This is a genomic window from Deltaproteobacteria bacterium GWC2_55_46 (assembly GCA_001595385.3).
Taxonomy (GTDB): Bacteria; Desulfobacterota; GWC2-55-46; order GWC2-55-46; family GWC2-55-46; genus UBA5799.
Genome location: LVEI03000001.1, coordinates 2,050,010 through 2,066,919 on the forward strand (window position 1 = coordinate 2,050,010; position 16,910 = coordinate 2,066,919).

17 protein-coding genes and 1 other annotated feature are annotated in these 16,910 nt (G+C 57.5%); all 17 genes read left to right on the forward strand.

Annotation, left to right across the window (positions count from 1 at the left end; genetic code table 11):
* Nucleotides 1–193 precede the first annotated feature (193 nt).
* Nucleotides 194–610, forward strand: coding sequence for a hypothetical protein (locus A2V21_309690; GenBank protein ID OIJ74503.1), 417 nt, complete (start codon nucleotides 194–196; stop codon nucleotides 608–610).
* Nucleotides 603–1,688: a cobalamin biosynthesis protein CbiD gene (locus A2V21_309695; protein OIJ74504.1), complete on the forward strand. Its 1,086-nt coding sequence runs from the start codon at nucleotides 603–605 to the stop codon at nucleotides 1,686–1,688. The genes A2V21_309690 and A2V21_309695 overlap by 8 nt, the downstream gene beginning before the upstream one ends.
* The gene (locus A2V21_309700; protein ID OIJ74505.1) at nucleotides 1,657–2,910 is read left to right on the forward strand and encodes a hypothetical protein; all 1,254 of its coding nucleotides are present in this window, start codon (nucleotides 1,657–1,659) and stop codon (nucleotides 2,908–2,910) included. Before A2V21_309695 ends, A2V21_309700 begins: the two co-directional genes overlap by 32 nt.
* The gene (locus A2V21_309705; protein ID OIJ74506.1) at nucleotides 2,898–3,614 is read left to right on the forward strand and encodes a precorrin-2 C(20)-methyltransferase; all 717 of its coding nucleotides are present in this window, start codon (nucleotides 2,898–2,900) and stop codon (nucleotides 3,612–3,614) included. Before A2V21_309700 ends, A2V21_309705 begins: the two co-directional genes overlap by 13 nt.
* Nucleotides 3,607–4,380: a precorrin-4 C(11)-methyltransferase gene (locus A2V21_309710; GenBank protein OIJ74507.1), complete on the forward strand. Its 774-nt coding sequence runs from the start codon at nucleotides 3,607–3,609 to the stop codon at nucleotides 4,378–4,380. Before A2V21_309705 ends, A2V21_309710 begins: the two co-directional genes overlap by 8 nt.
* Nucleotides 4,381–4,385: 5 nt before the next feature.
* Complete coding sequence (locus tag A2V21_309715) at nucleotides 4,386–4,736, forward strand: hypothetical protein (protein OIJ74508.1); 351 nt, start codon at nucleotides 4,386–4,388, stop codon at nucleotides 4,734–4,736.
* A 4-nt stretch (nucleotides 4,737–4,740) separates the two neighbouring features.
* Nucleotides 4,741–5,460 (forward strand): hypothetical protein, encoded by a 720-nt coding sequence (locus A2V21_309720; protein ID OIJ74509.1) that lies wholly within the window; start codon nucleotides 4,741–4,743, stop codon nucleotides 5,458–5,460.
* Nucleotides 5,441–6,505 (forward strand): hypothetical protein, encoded by a 1,065-nt coding sequence (locus tag A2V21_309725; GenBank protein ID OIJ74510.1) that lies wholly within the window; start codon nucleotides 5,441–5,443, stop codon nucleotides 6,503–6,505. The genes A2V21_309720 and A2V21_309725 overlap by 20 nt, the downstream gene beginning before the upstream one ends.
* Nucleotides 6,506–6,507: 2 nt before the next feature.
* Nucleotides 6,508–7,239 carry a precorrin-3B C(17)-methyltransferase gene (locus A2V21_309730; GenBank protein ID OIJ75145.1) on the forward strand — a complete coding sequence of 244 codons (732 nt, stop codon included), beginning with the start codon at nucleotides 6,508–6,510 and terminating at the stop codon, nucleotides 7,237–7,239.
* On the forward strand, nucleotides 7,240–8,415 hold the full coding sequence (locus A2V21_309735) for a phosphopentomutase (GenBank protein ID OIJ74511.1): 1,176 nt from the start codon (nucleotides 7,240–7,242) through the stop codon (nucleotides 8,413–8,415).
* Nucleotides 8,416–8,530: 115 nt separating this feature from the next.
* Nucleotides 8,531–9,061: a hypothetical protein gene (locus A2V21_309740; protein OIJ74512.1), complete on the forward strand. Its 531-nt coding sequence runs from the start codon at nucleotides 8,531–8,533 to the stop codon at nucleotides 9,059–9,061.
* A gap of 18 nt (nucleotides 9,062–9,079) precedes the next feature.
* On the forward strand, nucleotides 9,080–10,465 hold the full coding sequence (locus A2V21_309745) for a hypothetical protein (protein ID OIJ74513.1): 1,386 nt from the start codon (nucleotides 9,080–9,082) through the stop codon (nucleotides 10,463–10,465).
* Nucleotides 10,466–10,606: 141 nt separating this feature from the next.
* Nucleotides 10,607–10,725: a binding site (molybdenum cofactor riboswitch), on the forward strand.
* A 37-nt stretch (nucleotides 10,726–10,762) separates the two neighbouring features.
* The gene (locus A2V21_309750) at nucleotides 10,763–11,503 is read left to right on the forward strand and encodes a molybdate ABC transporter substrate-binding protein (protein OIJ74514.1); all 741 of its coding nucleotides are present in this window, start codon (nucleotides 10,763–10,765) and stop codon (nucleotides 11,501–11,503) included.
* 3 nt (nucleotides 11,504–11,506) lie between these two features.
* On the forward strand, nucleotides 11,507–12,163 hold the full coding sequence (locus tag A2V21_309755) for a molybdenum ABC transporter permease subunit (GenBank protein OIJ74515.1): 657 nt from the start codon (nucleotides 11,507–11,509) through the stop codon (nucleotides 12,161–12,163).
* Between the two features lie 6 nt (nucleotides 12,164–12,169).
* Nucleotides 12,170–13,246, forward strand: coding sequence for a hypothetical protein (locus tag A2V21_309760; GenBank protein OIJ74516.1), 1,077 nt, complete (start codon nucleotides 12,170–12,172; stop codon nucleotides 13,244–13,246).
* Nucleotides 13,247–13,271: 25 nt separating this feature from the next.
* Nucleotides 13,272–14,225, forward strand: coding sequence for a hypothetical protein (locus tag A2V21_309765; GenBank protein OIJ74517.1), 954 nt, complete (start codon nucleotides 13,272–13,274; stop codon nucleotides 14,223–14,225).
* A gap of 218 nt (nucleotides 14,226–14,443) precedes the next feature.
* Entirely contained in the window at nucleotides 14,444–16,903 is a 2,460-nt protein-coding gene (locus A2V21_309770; GenBank protein ID OIJ74518.1) for an ATP-dependent protease, read from the forward strand.
* Nucleotides 16,904–16,910: the final 7 nt, after the last annotated feature.

Consider the following 16,910-nt stretch of genomic DNA (forward strand, 5'->3'; position numbering starts at 1 on the left):
GGGTAAAGATGGAAAGGATTCTTGAAAGAGGCGGTATGGATGCGCTTGTACCTGCAGTTGTTCTCGTGGCGCTCGCTTTCGCCATGGTAGTAATAGCGTTCGGGATGGAATCGGTCGCGCCCGGCGTGCATGACGCCCTGCACGACTTCAGGCATGTAATCGGCATGCCGTGCCACTGACGGAGGGCCCTTTTATGCTGTCTATCAAGGATAGTCTCAAGACAGGGGCTCTGGCCGGGGTCCTCTGGGGATGGCTCTGCTATCTCGCGAACTATTTTAGCGGGATATTCCCCTTTGAGTCGAGCTTTACGCAAAACCTTCTCTCCTTTACCTTCGGCGGAGCGGTCTTCGGCATCGTAACGGCCGGCCTCCTGGCTGTGCTCGGCGGCTTTCTGCCGTTCAGGCGCATGGTCTTCAAGGCCGTTTTCATATCCGTTACGTTATGGCTGGCCCTTAAGTTCGCGGGCGATATCCTGTCGATAATGGAGCCGGAGAGGTTCCACATGGTCATGCCTCAGGCGGTGCAGGGTATCCTTCTCGCGCTCGCGTTAGGGGCGATACTCGGCCTTCTTCTGGGAAGGGGCAGGCAAGCTGCCGCGGGAAATGCCTAAGGGACTGAGAAAAGGGTACACGACGGGCACTTGCGCCGCTGCCGGGGCAAAGGCAGCGGCGCTTTCGCTTCTCGGCTGCACACCATCGGGGCGCGTTTTCGTGACCCTTCCCAGGGGCGGGTCTATCGAGATCCCTGTAAAGTCCGTAGAGGTATCGGGCAGCCTGGCCAGGGCTGTCATCATAAAGGACGCTGGGGACGACCCTGACGTTACCAACGGAGCTGAGTTCGTTGCCGGAGTCGAGATAACCGGGGAGAACAGGGCGAGGCCTTCGGTGAGCATAAGGGGCGGCAAGGGCGTGGGCGTGGTCACAAAGCCCGGCCTCAAGATACCGCCGGGGCGCCCCGCCATAAACCCTGTGCCGCTTAATATGATAAGGAAGGCGGTCATCGAGGCCGCTTCCGCCTGTTCAAGCAAGGCCGCCTTCCGGGTGACGATATCGGTGCCAGATGGCGAAACGCTTGCCTTGAAGACCATGAACTCGAGGCTTGGCATCATCGGAGGCATCTCCATACTCGGCACCACCGGCATAGTCGAGCCCATGTCGCTCGAGGCCTATACCCATTCGATATCCTGCGGGGTGGATGTGGCCGTAGCCGCCGGCATCACTGAGGTCGTATTCTCCACCGGACGGTCTACCGAGAAGACCGTCGAGAAGATGCTCAAGCTCCCGCAGGCCGCCTATATACTTACGGGCGACCACATGAGCTATGCCCTGAGGGATGCCGCCAAAAGGAGCGGGCTTAAAAAAGTAACTGTGGCCGGGCAGTTCGGAAAGTTCAGCAAGCTCGCGGCAGGGCACTTCGAGACGCACTGCAGCGATTCTTCCATCGAGCTTGGTTTTCTCGCCGGCCTCTGCCGCGCCGCTGGCGCTACAGAGGAGCTGGCTCTGAGGGTGCAAGAGGCCAATACCGCGCGTGAGGTGTTTTTCATCCTCCGGGAAGCCGGGCTTGGCAAGGTAATAGACGAGGTCTGCCTGCTTGTCAGGAGGAATTCGGAGAAGATATTGGGCGAAGGCAAGACGGCTGCCGCTATACTTGCCGGTTATGGCGACGGAGAGGTGGCCTCAGGGTGTTGATAAGATGATATACGTGATCGGCATAGGCATACAGGGGAGGGCGAGCCTCCTTGAGAGGCCGCTTAAGATAATCCGGGAGGCGGGCCTCCTTGTAGGCGGCAGGAGGCACCTCGACGAGTTCCCTGAGGCAAACGCCGCAAGGGTGCCCCTCGGGAGCATCGATGAGGCGGCCCTGAAGATGGAGAGGCACCTGAAAAAGAGCGCTCGGCCGGTAGTAGTGCTCGCAACAGGCGACCCGCTCATCTTCGGCATAGGTTCTTTTATTATAAAAAGGTTCGGCAAGCGCGGGGTCGAGATAATTCCGAATGTAAGCGCTGTCCAGGAGGCCTTCTCGCGCATTAAAGAGGACCTGAACGGAGTCAAGATATTGAGCGTCCACGGCAGGCAGGCCGATTACGCCATGCTTGCCAATGATGCGAGGTCGAATGAGAAGCTCGCGCTATTTACAGACACGGAGAACACTCCCGCCAGGATATGCGGGGAGCTTGTGGAAAGAGGCATCTCCGGCTGCAGGGCGTTCGTCTGCGAGTCCCTCGGCCCGGGAGAGAAGATAAGGGAAGGGACGCTCGAAGCCGTATCAAGGTTCAAGTCCTTCGCACCGCTCAATATCCTCATCATCATTAATGATAAAAGACTCGTTGGCTCAAGTGTGGCCCCCGGCATACCCGACAGCCTCTTCGCCCATTCCGGCGGGATGATAACCAAAGAGGAGCTGAGGGTCATTTCCATTTCAAAGCTCGAACTTAAGTATGGCGATATCGTCTGGGACATAGGCGCCTGCTCAGGCTCTGTAGCCATAGAGGCAGGCCGCATAACCGGGCAGAGGGTCTTCGCGATAGAGCGGGACCGCAAACGCGTCAAGGACATCATTGAGAACAAAAGAAGGTTCGATAGCGTCGGCCTTGTCGTAGTAGAGGGTGAGGCCCCTGCTTCTCTCAAGGGGCTGCCGGCGCCTGACGCGGTCTTTGTCGGCGGCGGTGGAAAAGACATATCGAAGATACTCGCGGCTGCCCAAAGGCGGCTTAAGCCCAATGGGAGGATAGTGGTGAACGCGGTCACGATGGAGACGGCCTCGGCGGCCTTCGGGTTCTTCAAGAAAAAGGGATGGGAGCGGGAACTTGTGCTCGCCGGCATCTCAAAGGCCAGGAGCGTTGGAGACCTTAGCATGCTCTCCTCCCATAACCCGGTCTTCATAATAAAGGGGAAGAGATGCTTAAAGTAGGGACCTTTTACGGGGTAGGCGTCGGTCCGGGAGACCCGGAGCTTTTGACGCTAAAGGCGATCAATGTCATAAGGGGCGCGGGGGCGCTCGCGGTACCGAGGTCGGAGGCCGGCTCAGAGAGCGTCGCGCTCGCGATCGTCAGGAAGGCCGTTGACATAGACTCAAAGGAGCTTGTAGAGCTGCCGTTCCCGATGACAAAGGACCCGTCCGCCCTTCTGGCTTCGAGGAGGCAGGCCGCTACACTCATCTCAAAGAGGCTCGAAAGAGGCGCGGACGTGGCCTTCATAACGCTCGGAGATCCGCTTCTCTTCTCGACCTTCAGCTACCTCGTCCCGTTCGTAAAGGAGCTTTCGCCGGGGTCTCAAGTAAGGTCCGTGCCCGGCGTTACATCGTTTTCCGCGGCGGCTTCAAGGCTTGCCCTCCCTCTTGCGGAAACGGACGAGAGGGTTATAATCATACCTGCTGCCTATGAGCTTCAAAAGGTGCGAGAGGCCATCGGCGCCGCGGAGACCATTGTGCTCATGAAGGTGAACAGGGCCATAGACGCGTTGATAGAGCTACTGAGGGAAGCGGGCCTTCTTGAGAGGTCTACTCTGGTATCGAGGGTAGGCTGGCCTGAAGAGGAAGTAATAACCGACCTCGCGGGCCTTGCCGGAAAGCGGCTCGATTATTTTTCAACGATAATAGTAAGGAAAAATGGCTGACCAAAAGCGAAAACCTTCGACCGTCTATTTCATCGGCACCGGGCCTGGCGACCCTGAGCTGATAACCGTAAAGGGGATGAAGCTCCTTAAAGAGGCCGACCTGGTCATCTACGCCGGGTCTCTTGTAAGGGAACGTGTGCTTGAGTACTGCGAGCGGAGCCCGGAGATATTCAACAGCGCGTCGATGAGCCTCCCTGAGATAACCTCGCTTATGACAGAGGCTGCGCGGAAGGGCAAAAAGGTGGTGAGGCTCCAGACCGGCGACCCGTCCCTTTACGGGGCCTTGAGGGAGCAGGCCGAGGCCCTTGAGAAAGAGGAGATACCTTACGTCGTAGTCCCCGGCGTTTCTTCCGCCTTCGCCTCGGCCGCCGCCCTGAAAAGAGAGCTTACGCTGCCGGGTGTTACGCAGACGGTCATCTTCACAAGGATGGAGGGGAGGACCCCGGTGCCGGACAAGGAGCGCCTGAGGGCGCTTTCTTCCCACGGCTCTACCATCTGCGTATTCCTCAGCATCTCCATGATCGAAGATGTAGTCAGAGAGCTTTTGGCCGGCTATACGCCTGAAACGCCGGTGGCCGTCGTCTACCGGGCCTCATGGGAGGACGAGCTGGTGATAAAGGGGACGCTCGCCGATATCGCCGGGAAGGTCAACGAGGCCGGGGTTACAAGGCAGGCCATGATCATAGTCGGCAATGCCATAGGCGACGGGCCTGTTGAGCGTTCCAGGCTCTATGACCCCGGCTTCAGCCACGGTTTCAGGAAGTGAAGGCGATGCTCCGGGCATGGGCCCCTGTCGTCCTTTATGCCTCGCTCGTCCTCATACTATCGCTTATGCCGGCGCAAGGCGGCCCAGCGGGCTACGAGGATAAGTTTTACCATGGGACCGCCTATCTGGTAATGGCCTGCGTCTTTTTGAGGGCGCTCTATATGACAAGGCCCGTTGGGGCGTTCGCGGCTGCCGTGGCGGCGGTCCTCTTCGCAAGTTCCTTCGGGGCGATGGTCGAGCTCCTCCAGAGCCTTACCGCGACCCGTACGGCTGAAGTACTGGACGCGCTGGCAAACGGCGCCGGGGCGGCGGTCGGGTCTCTTATCTATCTTTCAATAAGGTCCAGAAAGGGATAAACCGATGCTCCTTGGCGAGATCACGATGAAGGATTTCGGCAGGCTCGTAAAAAAGGCCGTGCTCGTGGTGCCTTTCGGCACGGTCGAGGCCCACGGAGAGCATCTGCCGCTCAATACCGATACGCTTATAATACGAGAGGCCGTAAAGAAGGCCGTTGAGGGGAGAGAGGACGCCATCATGGCCCCTCCGGTCCAATACGGCGTATGCACCTCTACCGCCCAACACCCCGGGACCATAGGTATTACGCCCGCGTCTTTGAGGGCCATCGCAACCGACATAGTTCGTAGCTCCTATGCGCATGGGTTCAGGAAGGTCATCCTCGTCTCAGGCCACGGAGGCTCTTTGCACGTCTCGGCGTTAAGAGAGGTAGCCGAGTCGCTTGTGGCCGAGCTCGATGGGCTCGCCATGGCCGCCTTTTCAATCTATGAAGTGCTCGGAAAAGAGGCCTATGAGCTCGCCGAGACCAAAAACGACTCTCACGCCGGTGAGATGGAGACCTCTTTGATGCTTCACCTCGCGCCGGGGCTCGTGACCGGAAGAGGGAAGGAGGAGTACCCGGCCTTTCCCAGGCCGCTTGTAGTCAGGGACAAGTTGAAATATTGGCCGGGCGCCGTCTGGGGCGACCCCGGAAAGGCTACGAAGGAGAAGGGCGAGAAGCTCTTCGATATCATGGTATCAAGGCTTAGAGAGGTAATAAGGGAAGTTGACGAATACAGGCGATAATAAAAAAGGGATAACCGTCCTTGCCTTGACCAGCAGGGGGCTTGGGCTTGCGGAGAAACTTGAGGATGCGATCGAAGGCGTAAGGGTCGTACTACCTGCAGAGCTCAAGGACGGGGGGCTTAAAAGGATAGCCGCCTCGGCCTTCAATACCTCCGGCGCCCTCGTTTTTATCTCAGCCATAGGCATAGCAATAAGGGCGATAGCCCCGTTGATCAAGGCCAAGCACCTCGACCCTGCCGTAGTCGTGGTCGATGAGAGGGCGAGGTGGAGCATCAGCCTGCTTTCCGGCCACCTTGGAGGGGCCAACAGGCTCGCCGAAGAAGTGGCAAAGGCGCTTGGTTCCACCCCGGTCATAACGACAGCCACGGACATCTGGGGGCTTCCCTGCATAGAGGACGTCGCGAAGGCCTTCTCCCTCCACGTAGAAAACCCCGGCATGATAAAGGCCGCCAACTCCGCCATACTCAACGGTAGAAAGGTCCATATCGTCGACCGGGACGCCGGGAGGCTTAAAAGCCTGAAGGAGAGGTTCGGAGAACGGTTCAGATTCAGGAAGAGTATGCCCGCCGAGCTACCAGATGGCGAAGCGGTTGCCCTAATAACAAGCGAGCGGGTAGGGGTCGCGAAGGCATTGCAGCGCAGGACGCTGATACTCAGGCCGAAAGAGCTGGTAGCGGGGGTCGGCTGCTGCAGGGGTGTGGAAAGCGTTGATATAAAGGGCGCGATTGACCTTGCGATGAAGGAGGCGGGCCTGTCCATCCATTCCTTGAAATCGTTGGCCACGGCAGAGCTCAAAAGAGGAGAGAAAGGGCTTGTTGAGCTTGCCGGAGAGCTTGGTATATCTATAGATTATTACGGGAGCGAGAGGCTCAGGGATGTAGAATACCCCACCTCTCCTTCGAGGTTCGTTGAACAAATAACAGGCACCGGGGGCGTGGCAGAACCGGCCGCCCTCCTTGGCGCAGGCGCAAGGGAGCTATGTCTAAAAAAGATAAAGCACAAAAAAGTGACGGTTGCGATAGCAAGGGCGCCGTTTACGTCGTAGGTATCGGCCCCGGAGGGCTTGAGCACCTTACCATCAGGGCGAAAGAGGTCCTTCAAGAGGCCGAGTGCATAGTCGGATACACGAGGTACGTAGACCTTGTACGCCCCATTATCCAGGGCAAGGAGGTCTTCTCTACAGGCATGACGCACGAGGTCGAAAGGTGCGCCAGGGCGGTCGAGGTTGCCAGGGGCGGCAAGACGGTTGCGGTAGTTTCTTCGGGTGATGCCGGGATATACGGCATGGCCGGGCTGGTCTTCGAGCTTATGGCGGCCTCCGGTTCAGATGACGTAAAGGTAGAGGTCATTCCCGGCGTGCCGGCCTTTGTCTCGGCTGCCTCCCTTCTGGGCGCGCCGTTGATGCATGACTTCGCCTCCATATCGCTTTCGGACCTCCTTACCGACTGGCCTGTGATACAGGAGAGGGTCGAGGCGGCCGCCAAGGCCGACTTCGTGATCTTGCTCTATAACCCCAAGAGTTCCAAAAGGGTCGAGGGGCTCGGCAAGGCCCTTTCCATCATAGGCCGCTACAGGAAGGGGGCGACCCCTGTTGGAATAGTGAGGAACGCGTCGCGCGAAGACGAGGAGGCGTTGATAACGACCCTTGACAACGTGCCTTCTCTGGCGGACAGGATAGACATGCTGACCATACTCGTCATAGGCAACTCCTCCACCTTCATCGCCATGGGCAGGATGGTCACCCCCAGGGGCTACAGGCTAGAAGGGGCCAAGGGTTAGATGGGTCTGTTTGACCGGGCGGTCGTGATAGTCTTCGACGGCCTTGGGGCCGGGGAGATGCCTGACGCCTCCGGGTACGGGGACTCAGGCAGCGACACCATCGATAACCTCTCAAGGGCCGTGGGCGGGCTTAAAGTGCCGAACCTTTCCTCGCTGGGGCTGGGGCGGATCGACGGCGTGGACACGGTTACGAAGGCGGCTACACCTTCAGGCTCCTTCGGGCGCATGCGCGAGGCCTCACCCGGAAAGGATACCGCCACCGGACACTGGGAGATGATGGGGATAGTGCTGGACAGGCCCTTTCCAGTCTTTCCCGAGGGCTTCCCGCCTGAGGTGATGGAGAGGTTCGCAAGGGAGACGGGCTGGGGCTGGCTCTGGAACAAGACCGCCTCAGGCACCGAGATAATAGAGCGGCTCGGGGAAGAGCACCTGAAGACCCGCAGGCTCATCGTCTACACCTCTGCCGACAGCGTCTTCCAGATAGCCGCGCATGAGGAGGTCATACCCGTCCCCGAGCTTTACAGGGTCTGCGAGAAGGCGCGGAAGATAGCCGACGATTACAATATCGGCAGGGTCATAGCCCGCCCTTTTACCGGCAGGCCGGGAAGCTTCGCGAGGCTCCCGGCCAGGAAGGACTATGCGGTGCCTCCGCCTGGGGAAACGCTTCTTGAGAAGATAAAAGGCGCGGGCCTTAAAGTTATAGGCATCGGCAAGATAGGCGACATATTCGCGCACCGCGGCCTTACCGGAGAGGTCCATACGATAAGCGACGACGATGGCCTTGATAAGACGATAGAGGCCATGGACTCTTGCGCGAAAGGGCTCGTCTTCACCAACCTCGTTGACTTCGATACCCTCTACGGCCACAGGAACGACGCCACGGGCTATGGCCGCGCCCTTGAGCATATCGATTCAAGGATACCGGAGGTGATCTCCAGGCTCGGCCCCAGGGATATCCTCTTCATAACAGGGGACCACGGCTGCGACCCGACCACGCCATCAACAGACCATTCGAGGGAGTATGTGCCCCTTATAGTCTTTGGAAAGGGCATATTGCCGGGGGTCAACCTCGGCACAAGAGCAACGTTTGCGGACCTGGGCGCCACGATAGCGGATTCCCTTGGAGTCGATAGCCCCGCCAACGGAAAGACCTTCCTGGAAATGCTCATCAAGTAATTGGTTTTATTGGTAATTTAAGGTTTCAGCCAAGGAAGTACTCTGCCATGGGTAGATGACTTCCTTGATTTTTTTGGGGTATATGATATATGCTTTGCTATAGCAAGTGAGTGGTTTGATCATGGCAGATAGAGTGGGCGGGGGGATTATGGGGCCTGGTGATATAAAGCGTCTTAGGGATTTTCTGGGCTGGTCACAGGAGAAGCTGGCCAGGGAGCTTGGGGTAAGTTTCTCGACCGTGAACCGGTGGGAGCGTGGCAGGTCCCGGCCAAGCCCGTTGGCGGAGATCTCCTTATGGAAGCTCGAGGCAGGGTGCTCATATGGCAAGAGGGCGCACCAGCGGTTCAGTTCCGCCCTTCCTCTTGAGTTAAGGAGCACCGGAGGGACCGGTTCCTTCAGGTCCGTAACGGAGAACATAAGCTGCGGCGGTCTCATGTTCAGCACTGAAAAAAGACTGGGCAGCGGCTTATCTATCACGGTGGGGATAAAACCCGCCGTATCATCCGCACTGCTTATAGACGCGGAGGTGGCCTGGGTCGGCGAGGCAGGAGGGACCAGGAAGGTAGGGGTGCGTTTCTCGCCTGGCATGGAAACTGAGATCGCGGATCTGATAAGCGGTTTATCTTCGGGCAATGGAGCCCATTAAGGAACGGTAAAGACAGCTATGTCAAAGGAAGGAAGTCTCAGCCTGGACAGGCAGGGACGTATTATAAGGTTCAGCCAGAGGCTGGAGGATATGCTCGGCTACGATGCCGAAGATGTGCTGGGCAGGGAGTTCACCTCTCTGGCCCCCTCCGGCATGGAAGATGTTTTTCTCTCGATACTTGACGGCGCCGAAGGGCAATCTGGCACACCCCCCAAAAAGGCCGCGTTCCTCTGTAAGGGCGGGACGGTTGCGGAGTTCTATCTGTTGACCCATCCCCTGAGGGACCGTTCAGGGGAGATATATTCGTATCTGCTGGCACTGTCAGTCAGGAAGACCGCCATGCCGGCGTTTCTAAGCGACGAGTTCAGGCGGATGTTCAAGTTTTCTAACGACGCGGTCTCTGTCACGGACAGGGACGGCTCCATAATAGACGTAAACCAGGCATTTCAGGAGACCTACGGCTACGAGCGCCATGAGGTCCTCGGACGAAACCCCAGGGTTTTGAAATCATCCCATTCCACAAAGGCTCTATATGAGAAGATGTGGAAGGACATTCTCGACCCGGCTGTAGGATATTGGAGGGGAGAGATCATAAACCTCGCCAAGGACGGGCGAGAGGTACCTGTCCTTCTTTCGATAAATGCCATAAAGGACGCCAGAGGCGATATAAAGTGCTTTCTCGGCATAGCCTTCAACATGACCAGGCAGAAGGAGCTCGACAAGCTCCGGAAGATGTACATAGACCACATCATACATGACATACGGGGCCCGTTGACCTCTATCACGGTGAACGCGGAACTGCTTCTTATGCTGCCGGCTCTTTCTGACACGGTGAAAAGAAAGCTCAAGGTCATCTCCTCCTCGGCCCTGAAGATAGGCTCCATGACCTCTGATATACTCGACTACAGCAGGGCTGAAAACGCAAGCGTGATGTTGAGGAAGGAGAGGGTCAGTGTCGCCGAGGCCATCTGCGAAGCCGCGATGCCGTTCGAGGGGGCCGGCAAGCTGCTCCTGTTTATGGGCGAGCCTTCAGTCGGCCCGGCTTTCGAGGGCATGGAGGTCTTCGCCGATTCAGACAAGCTCAAAAGGGTCATATATAACCTCCTGAGCAACGCCTTCAAGCACGCCGCCACAAAGGTCGAGGTCGCCGCGGAGGTCGTGCCTGCGGGCTTGAGTCTTTCCGTCTCCAATGACGGCAAGGGCATATCAAGCGAGCAGGCCGAGAGGATATTCGAGGCCTTCTACCAGACCGAAGATGGTGTCAAGACGGGCGGGGCGGGCCTGGGCTTGAGCATAGTGAAGAGCTTTGTCGAGGCGCACGGCGGCAGGGTTTGGGTAAGGGCCGGCGAGGAGAACGGGGTGACCTTCGGCTTCCTGATACCGTCAGAGCCAGCCGCGTTGTAGCCTGCCTTGACTCACGGTCTTTTTCCATGGTAAGCTGATCTTAAATGGGCGAAAGCCCTGCACAGGTCGCTTGAAAAGTCCATCTGCGTCGTTGTCATCGTCGTTTCGTATATTGAGCTTTTTGAGCAACCTGCTAAAAATATGGATCATGGTCTCCGAGCCATCTCTCCTAAGGCCCCTCAAGGGCTAAGGGGACTGGCCGATAGGGCCTGGCTGGAAACGGCCCGGCCTCCCGATGGAAAGGAGATTGAACCAACCAACACCTTTCCATGGCGTTGGTTTTTTTTTGTCTGCGAGATGCTGAAAAAAGTCCTTTTTATAATCTTGATACTTCTTGTTCTTCCTTTTAAGGCGCGCGCTGAGCTCAGGGTCGCCGCCGCGGCGGACCTCTCATTTGCCTTGAAGGAGATAGCGTTACAGTTCGAAAAGGAGACCGGCAATAAGGTCGTCCTCTCGCTTGGCTCAACCGGCATGCTCGCCAGGCAGATAGAGCACGGCGCGCCCTTTGACGTATTTTTCTCGGCCAACTCAAAATATATCGATGAGCTTGGCAGAGGAGGACACGTCTTAAAAGAGACCGCCGGGATATACGCGAGGGGGAGGATCGTCCTGGCCGTTAAAAAAGGCTCAGGGATAAAGGCAGCGCACCTTGAGGACCTCAAGGGCCGCACCGGTCGCATAGCCATAGCCAACCCCGACCACGCGCCCTACGGCATAGCCGCGATGGAGGCGATGAAGTCCGCAGGCATATGGGACGATGTTAAACCAAGGCTCGTATACGGCGAAAACATAAGACAGGCGCTCCAGTTCGTACAATCCGGCAACGCGCCGGTTGGAATAATCGCCCTTTCGGTCGTGAACGTGCCGGAGATAGAATACAGCGTCATCCCTCAAGAGCTTCACAGGCCCATAGACCAGGCGGCCGCTGTCGTGGCGAGATCAAAAGAAGGGCGGGCTGCCCGTGATTTCATAAAATTTGTGAACGGGCCAAAGGGCAGGCCGATAATGGAGAAGTACGGCTTCATGCTGCCCAAATAACCGATGGACATCTTCCCTCTTTACATAACCGTAAAGGTCTCGCTCATCGCGACGGCCTTTACCATCACCGTCGGGCTCGCGCTTGCCTGGGTAATGGCGAAACGGTCGTTCCTGGGCAAGGGGCTCCTTGACGCGGTCATCATGCAGCCGCTTGTCATCCCGCCTACCGTCCTGGGCTATTATCTCCTTACAGTATTCGGCAGGTCAGGCTGGCTCGGCGGCTTCCTTGAAAATACGCTGGGCATAGAGGTGGTCTTTACCTGGAAGGGCGCTGTCGTGGCGGCCTTCATCTCCTCTCTGCCGCTGTTCGTGAAGCCCGCGAGGGCCGCGCTTGAAGGCGTTGGCGAGGAGCTTGAGAACGCGGCGAGGCTCCTGGGGAAGACCGAGCTTCAGGTCATAAGGACCGTAACGCTTCCGCTTGCCTGGAGGGGGATACTCGCCGGGGCTGTCATGGCTTTTGCGCGCGCTACCGGCGAGTTCGGGGCCACCCTGATGATAGCCGGCAACATCCCCGGCCTTACCCAGACCCTGCCGATAGCCATATATGACGCGGTCCAGTCAGGGGACGACTACACCGCCAACGTGCTTGTCGGCATAATAACCCTTTTTTCCTTCTCTGTATTGTACTTCGCTGGCAGGTTCAGCAGGCTGAGGCTTTAAAAGCGCATGTTGGAACTTTCACTTAAAAAGAGGCTTCCCGGCTTCCATGTAGATATCGAGCTTGCCCTCGACGAGGAGCTACTTGTGCTCTTCGGCCCTTCAGGGGCGGGCAAGACGATGATACTCAAGATGATATCGGGCATAGTCGCCCCTGACGAGGGCAGGGTCGCATCCGGACCTGTAACTCTATTCGATTCAAGGCGCGGCGTGAACGTTCCAATAAGGAACAGGAAGGTGGGCTACCTGTTTCAGGACTATGCCCTTTTCCCGCACATGACCGTCCGTGAAAATATCGCTTACGCCATAGATGGGGATGGCTCGCAAAAGGTCAAGGAGCTACTCTCGGTCATGAGGCTTACAGGGCTTGAGGAGAGGTTCCCGCATGAGCTCTCTGGCGGCCAGAAGCAGAGGACCGCGCTTGCCAGGACCCTTGCGGCGGAGCCGAGGGTCCTTCTCCTCGATGAGCCCTTCTCAGCGCTTGACTACCAGGTGAGGGAGAAGCTCAGGGCCGACCTGCTGAACATCCACAGGATCTATCCGATGACGACCGTCCTCGTAACGCATGACCTTGAGGAGGCATTCATGCTTGGCAAGAGGGTGGCCGTCATAAATAACGGCTCGATAGAGCAGGTCGGCACGCAGGAGGACGTCTTTTACAGGCCGGCCACAAGGAACGTGGCGAGGTTTATGGGGGTAAGGAATATCTTCTCCGGCGTGGTCGCTTGCATAGAGGGCGGCAACATAGTGATAGATACCCCGGATATAGGAATGATAAAGGCGCCCGCTCGAGCCGGAGCGGATCCCGCGCCGGGCGTTGAGGTCACTTTCTGCATAAGGCCCGAGGAGATACTGGTCATACGCCCCGACAGGGTGCTCGGGCGCGTGCAGGACAATATACTCGAGTGCGAGATAATCGGCACAATCGGCAAGGGCTCGACCCATATACTCTATCTTGAGGCCGGGGAAGGCAGGACCCCATTAAAGGCGGAACTCCCCAACTTCGTCCTCAGAAAACTTGAACTTGCGGTAGGCCGCAGTATCAGGGTATCATTAAAGAAGGAGAATATCTGGGTAATACCCTGATATTTGTGTCAATAAACAAGGCCTTATGGATACTCACTCACATACGGGCCACGAACACGGCCATGACCTGGACGCCAGGGTAAAAAGGCGCCTCCTGGTCTCTATCACGCTTACCGGCCTCATTTTCTTCGCTGAGCTCATAGGCGGCTGGTGGACGAACTCCCTGGCCCTGCTCTCAGACGCCGCTCACGTCTTCATGGACGTATTCGCCCTCTCCTTAAGCCTTTTCGCCATCTACATAGCCGACATGCCGCCTACCGAGAAGAGGACCTACGGCCTCCACAGGGTAGAGGTCTTTGTCTCGTTCATAAACAGCTTCGTCCTCATCCTCATTACGGCGTTCATCCTCTACAAGGGCATTACAAGGTTCGTCTCGCCTGAGCCGGTAGAGAGCGTCGGGGTCCTCATCGTCGCTACCATCGGCCTTGCCGTGAACCTGGTGGTCGCCATGTGGCTCCATCGCTACGCGGTAAGCGACCTGAACGTCAAGAGCGCCTTCATACACGTGGTAGGCGACGCGGCGGCCTCCGTGGGCGTCATAGTGGCGGCGGCCGTAATCTACTACACCGGCTGGTATCAGGCAGACCCGCTCATAAGCATGCTCATCTGCGTCATAATCGTGCACGGGGCGGTGAAGATAATAAGGGAGTCCTCGCACATACTCCTCGAGGGCGTGCCCAGGGAGATAGACCTGAAGACCGTGAGGGATGACATAATGGCCTCCGAGGGCGTATCCAGCATACACAGCCTCCATATCTGGTCTATCTGCCATAACGTGTACGCCTTGAGCGCTCACGTCGACATCTTACCGACGCAGAGGTGGAGGATGGGGGAGATATTCGGCGAGATAAACGAGAGGCTCGCCCATGATCACCACATATTCTATACCACCCTGCAGGCCGAGTGCTCCGGTTGCAACCCCAATGACATATACGGCAAGATAGCCCATAAGGAGAAGGGTCATGGCCACCTGCATTAGCCGCCTATGTTATAATCTAACAGGCCGCTGAAAAAGGCCAATCTGCGGTGTGTCTTCAAAATTCGTCACTGAGGCGTACCATCCAGGTACGCCTCGTTCCTCCTGTTTCGGCTCCTTGCATCTTGACCGCATTTGAAGCCTGAACGTGATCTTGAGTTTTTCAGCAACCTGCTAAACGTATATAGCCTGTTTTAAAATCCGGTATTCAGGGGGGTACAATGCCGAAAGTAAATCCGTTGCCAGCAGACCAGTTGAGATGGAGATGCAGCCCGGAGAGGTTCTCCTTCGGCACCACCAGCGAGATCCCGTCCCTTCAGGAGATAATAGGGCAGGACAGGGCGCTGCGCTCCATAGATTTCGGCCTCGGGATAACCAACCACAACTATAATATCTTCGTCCTGGGAGAGCCCGGGGTCGGCAAATCGACCACGGTAAAGGACATAATCGAGGCCAAGGCCAAGGACGAGCCTGTACCCGACGACTGGTGTTATGTCTTCAACTTCACCGACGCCGACACCCCCATGTCGATAAACCTGCCGCCGGGCCGTGGCACCGAGTTCTCGGTAGAGATGGACGAGCTGGTGGAAACGCTCCGCAGGGACATCCCCAAGGTCTTCGAGTCAAAGGACTACGAAAAGCACAGGGATGAGATACTCGAAGGGCAGCAGGAGCGCACGAGGGCGCTCTTTTTCCGTCTCGAGCAGAAGGCCCTGGAGCGGGGGCTCATCCTCAAGAAAACGGTAAGCGGCCTGGCGGTCGTGCCGGCCAAGAACGGCAAGCCCATGGGCCAGGATGAGTTCGAAGGGCTGCCTGCCGCGAAAAGGAGCGAGATAGAGCAGGACCTCGCCGTGATGCAGGACAAGCTCTCTGACGCCATCCGCGAGGCAAGGAATATCGAGAAAGAGACCAAGGACAGGATAAACGCCCTGGACAGGGAAGTGGTGCAGTATGTCGTGAATCCGGCAATAAACGAGCTTTTGGAGAAGTTCAAGGAGTTCACGGGGGTAGTCGAGTACCTCTATAAGGTAAAGGAAGATATACTCGGCAACATAGACGACTTCAGGCCCAAGGAAGAGGTCCCTCTCGCCATAGGCGGCATAAGGCTCCAGAAGCCGGAGCCGAGCTTCGAGCGCTACAAGGTCAACATCTTCGTCAACAACAAGGACGCCGAGGGCGCGCCGGTCGTATTCGAGACGAACCCCACCTATACGAACCTCTTCGGGAGGATCGAGTACAGGGTGCAGCTCGGGGTGGCCACGACCGATTTCACCATGATAAAGGCCGGGAGCGTGCAGAAGGCCAACGGCGGCTACCTTATTGTGAACGCCATGGACGTATTGAGGAACATCTTCGTCTACGAGTCCCTTAAAAGGATGATAAAGAACAGGGAGGCGCGCATCGAGGACCCGTGGGAGCAGTACAGGCTCGTATCCTCCACAACTCTGAAGCCAGCGCCCATCCCGGTCAATATAAAGCTCGTCATCATCGGCGAGCCCTTCATCTATTATCTCCTCTATAACCTCGACAGCGAGTACAGGAAGCTCTTCAAGGTAAAGGCCGACTTCGATACCGTCATGCCCAGGACAGACGCGAATATCGAGAAGTACGCTCACTTCATAGCGACCAGGTGCAGGGAGGAAGGCTTGCTGCAGTTCGACCGTACCGGGGTCAGTAGTGTAATAGAGCTCGGGGCGAGGCTCTCGGGGGACAAGGAGAAGCTCTCGGCCAAGTTCAACGAGATAGCCAATATCGTGGTCGAGGCGAGCTACTGGGCCGGGACCGAAGGCGCGAAGAACGTGTCGGAGGCGCACGTAGAGCGCGCCGACGCCGAGAGGATATACAGGAACTCGAAGATATCGGATAAGCTCCGGGACTATATAAAGGAAGATACCATCATGGTCGCCACCGGCGGGAAGGTCGTGGGCCAGGTAAACGGGCTCGCGGTCCTCGACCCCGGGGACTTCCCCTTCGGGAAGCCTTCGAGGATAACCGCCAGGGTCTTCATGGGGGACGCCGGCGTAGTGAACATAGAAAGGGAGGTGAAGATGAGCGGCCGCATACACAACAAGGCCCTCATGATATTCACGAGCTTCCTGGGCGAGCGCTTCGCGCAGAAGTTCCCGCTCACCCTTTCCGCCACCATAACCTTTGAACAGCTATATGAAGAGATAGAGGGCGACAGCGCCACCTGCACCGAGATATACGCCCTTTTCTCCAGCCTCTCCGGCGTTCCGCTCGACCAGGGCATAGCGGTCACCGGTTCCATGAACCAGAGGGGAGAGGTCCAGCCCATAGGGGGCGTGAACGAGAAGATAGAGGGGTTCTTCGAGATCTGCAAGGCAAAGGGGCTCACAGGCTCCCAGGGGGTCATAATCCCGAGCAGGAACGTCAGAAATCTGATGCTCAAGCGAGAGGTGGTGGACACGGTGAAAGAAGGCAGGTTCGCCATATACCCGATCGAGCACGTAGATGAAGGCCTTGAGATCCTCACGGGCGAGGTGGCGGGCGCACGGGACGCGGAAGGCAACTTCCCCGAAGGGACGCTCAACTTCCTCGTAGAGGCGAGGCTTAAAGGGCTGGCGAGGAGCTTTAAAGAGTTTGGCAGGCCGCCAGCCAGAAAAGAGCTGCCAGGCGGAGAGAAGGGCGAGGCGGCAAAGGGGATTGAAAAGAAAGGATAGACAGGGC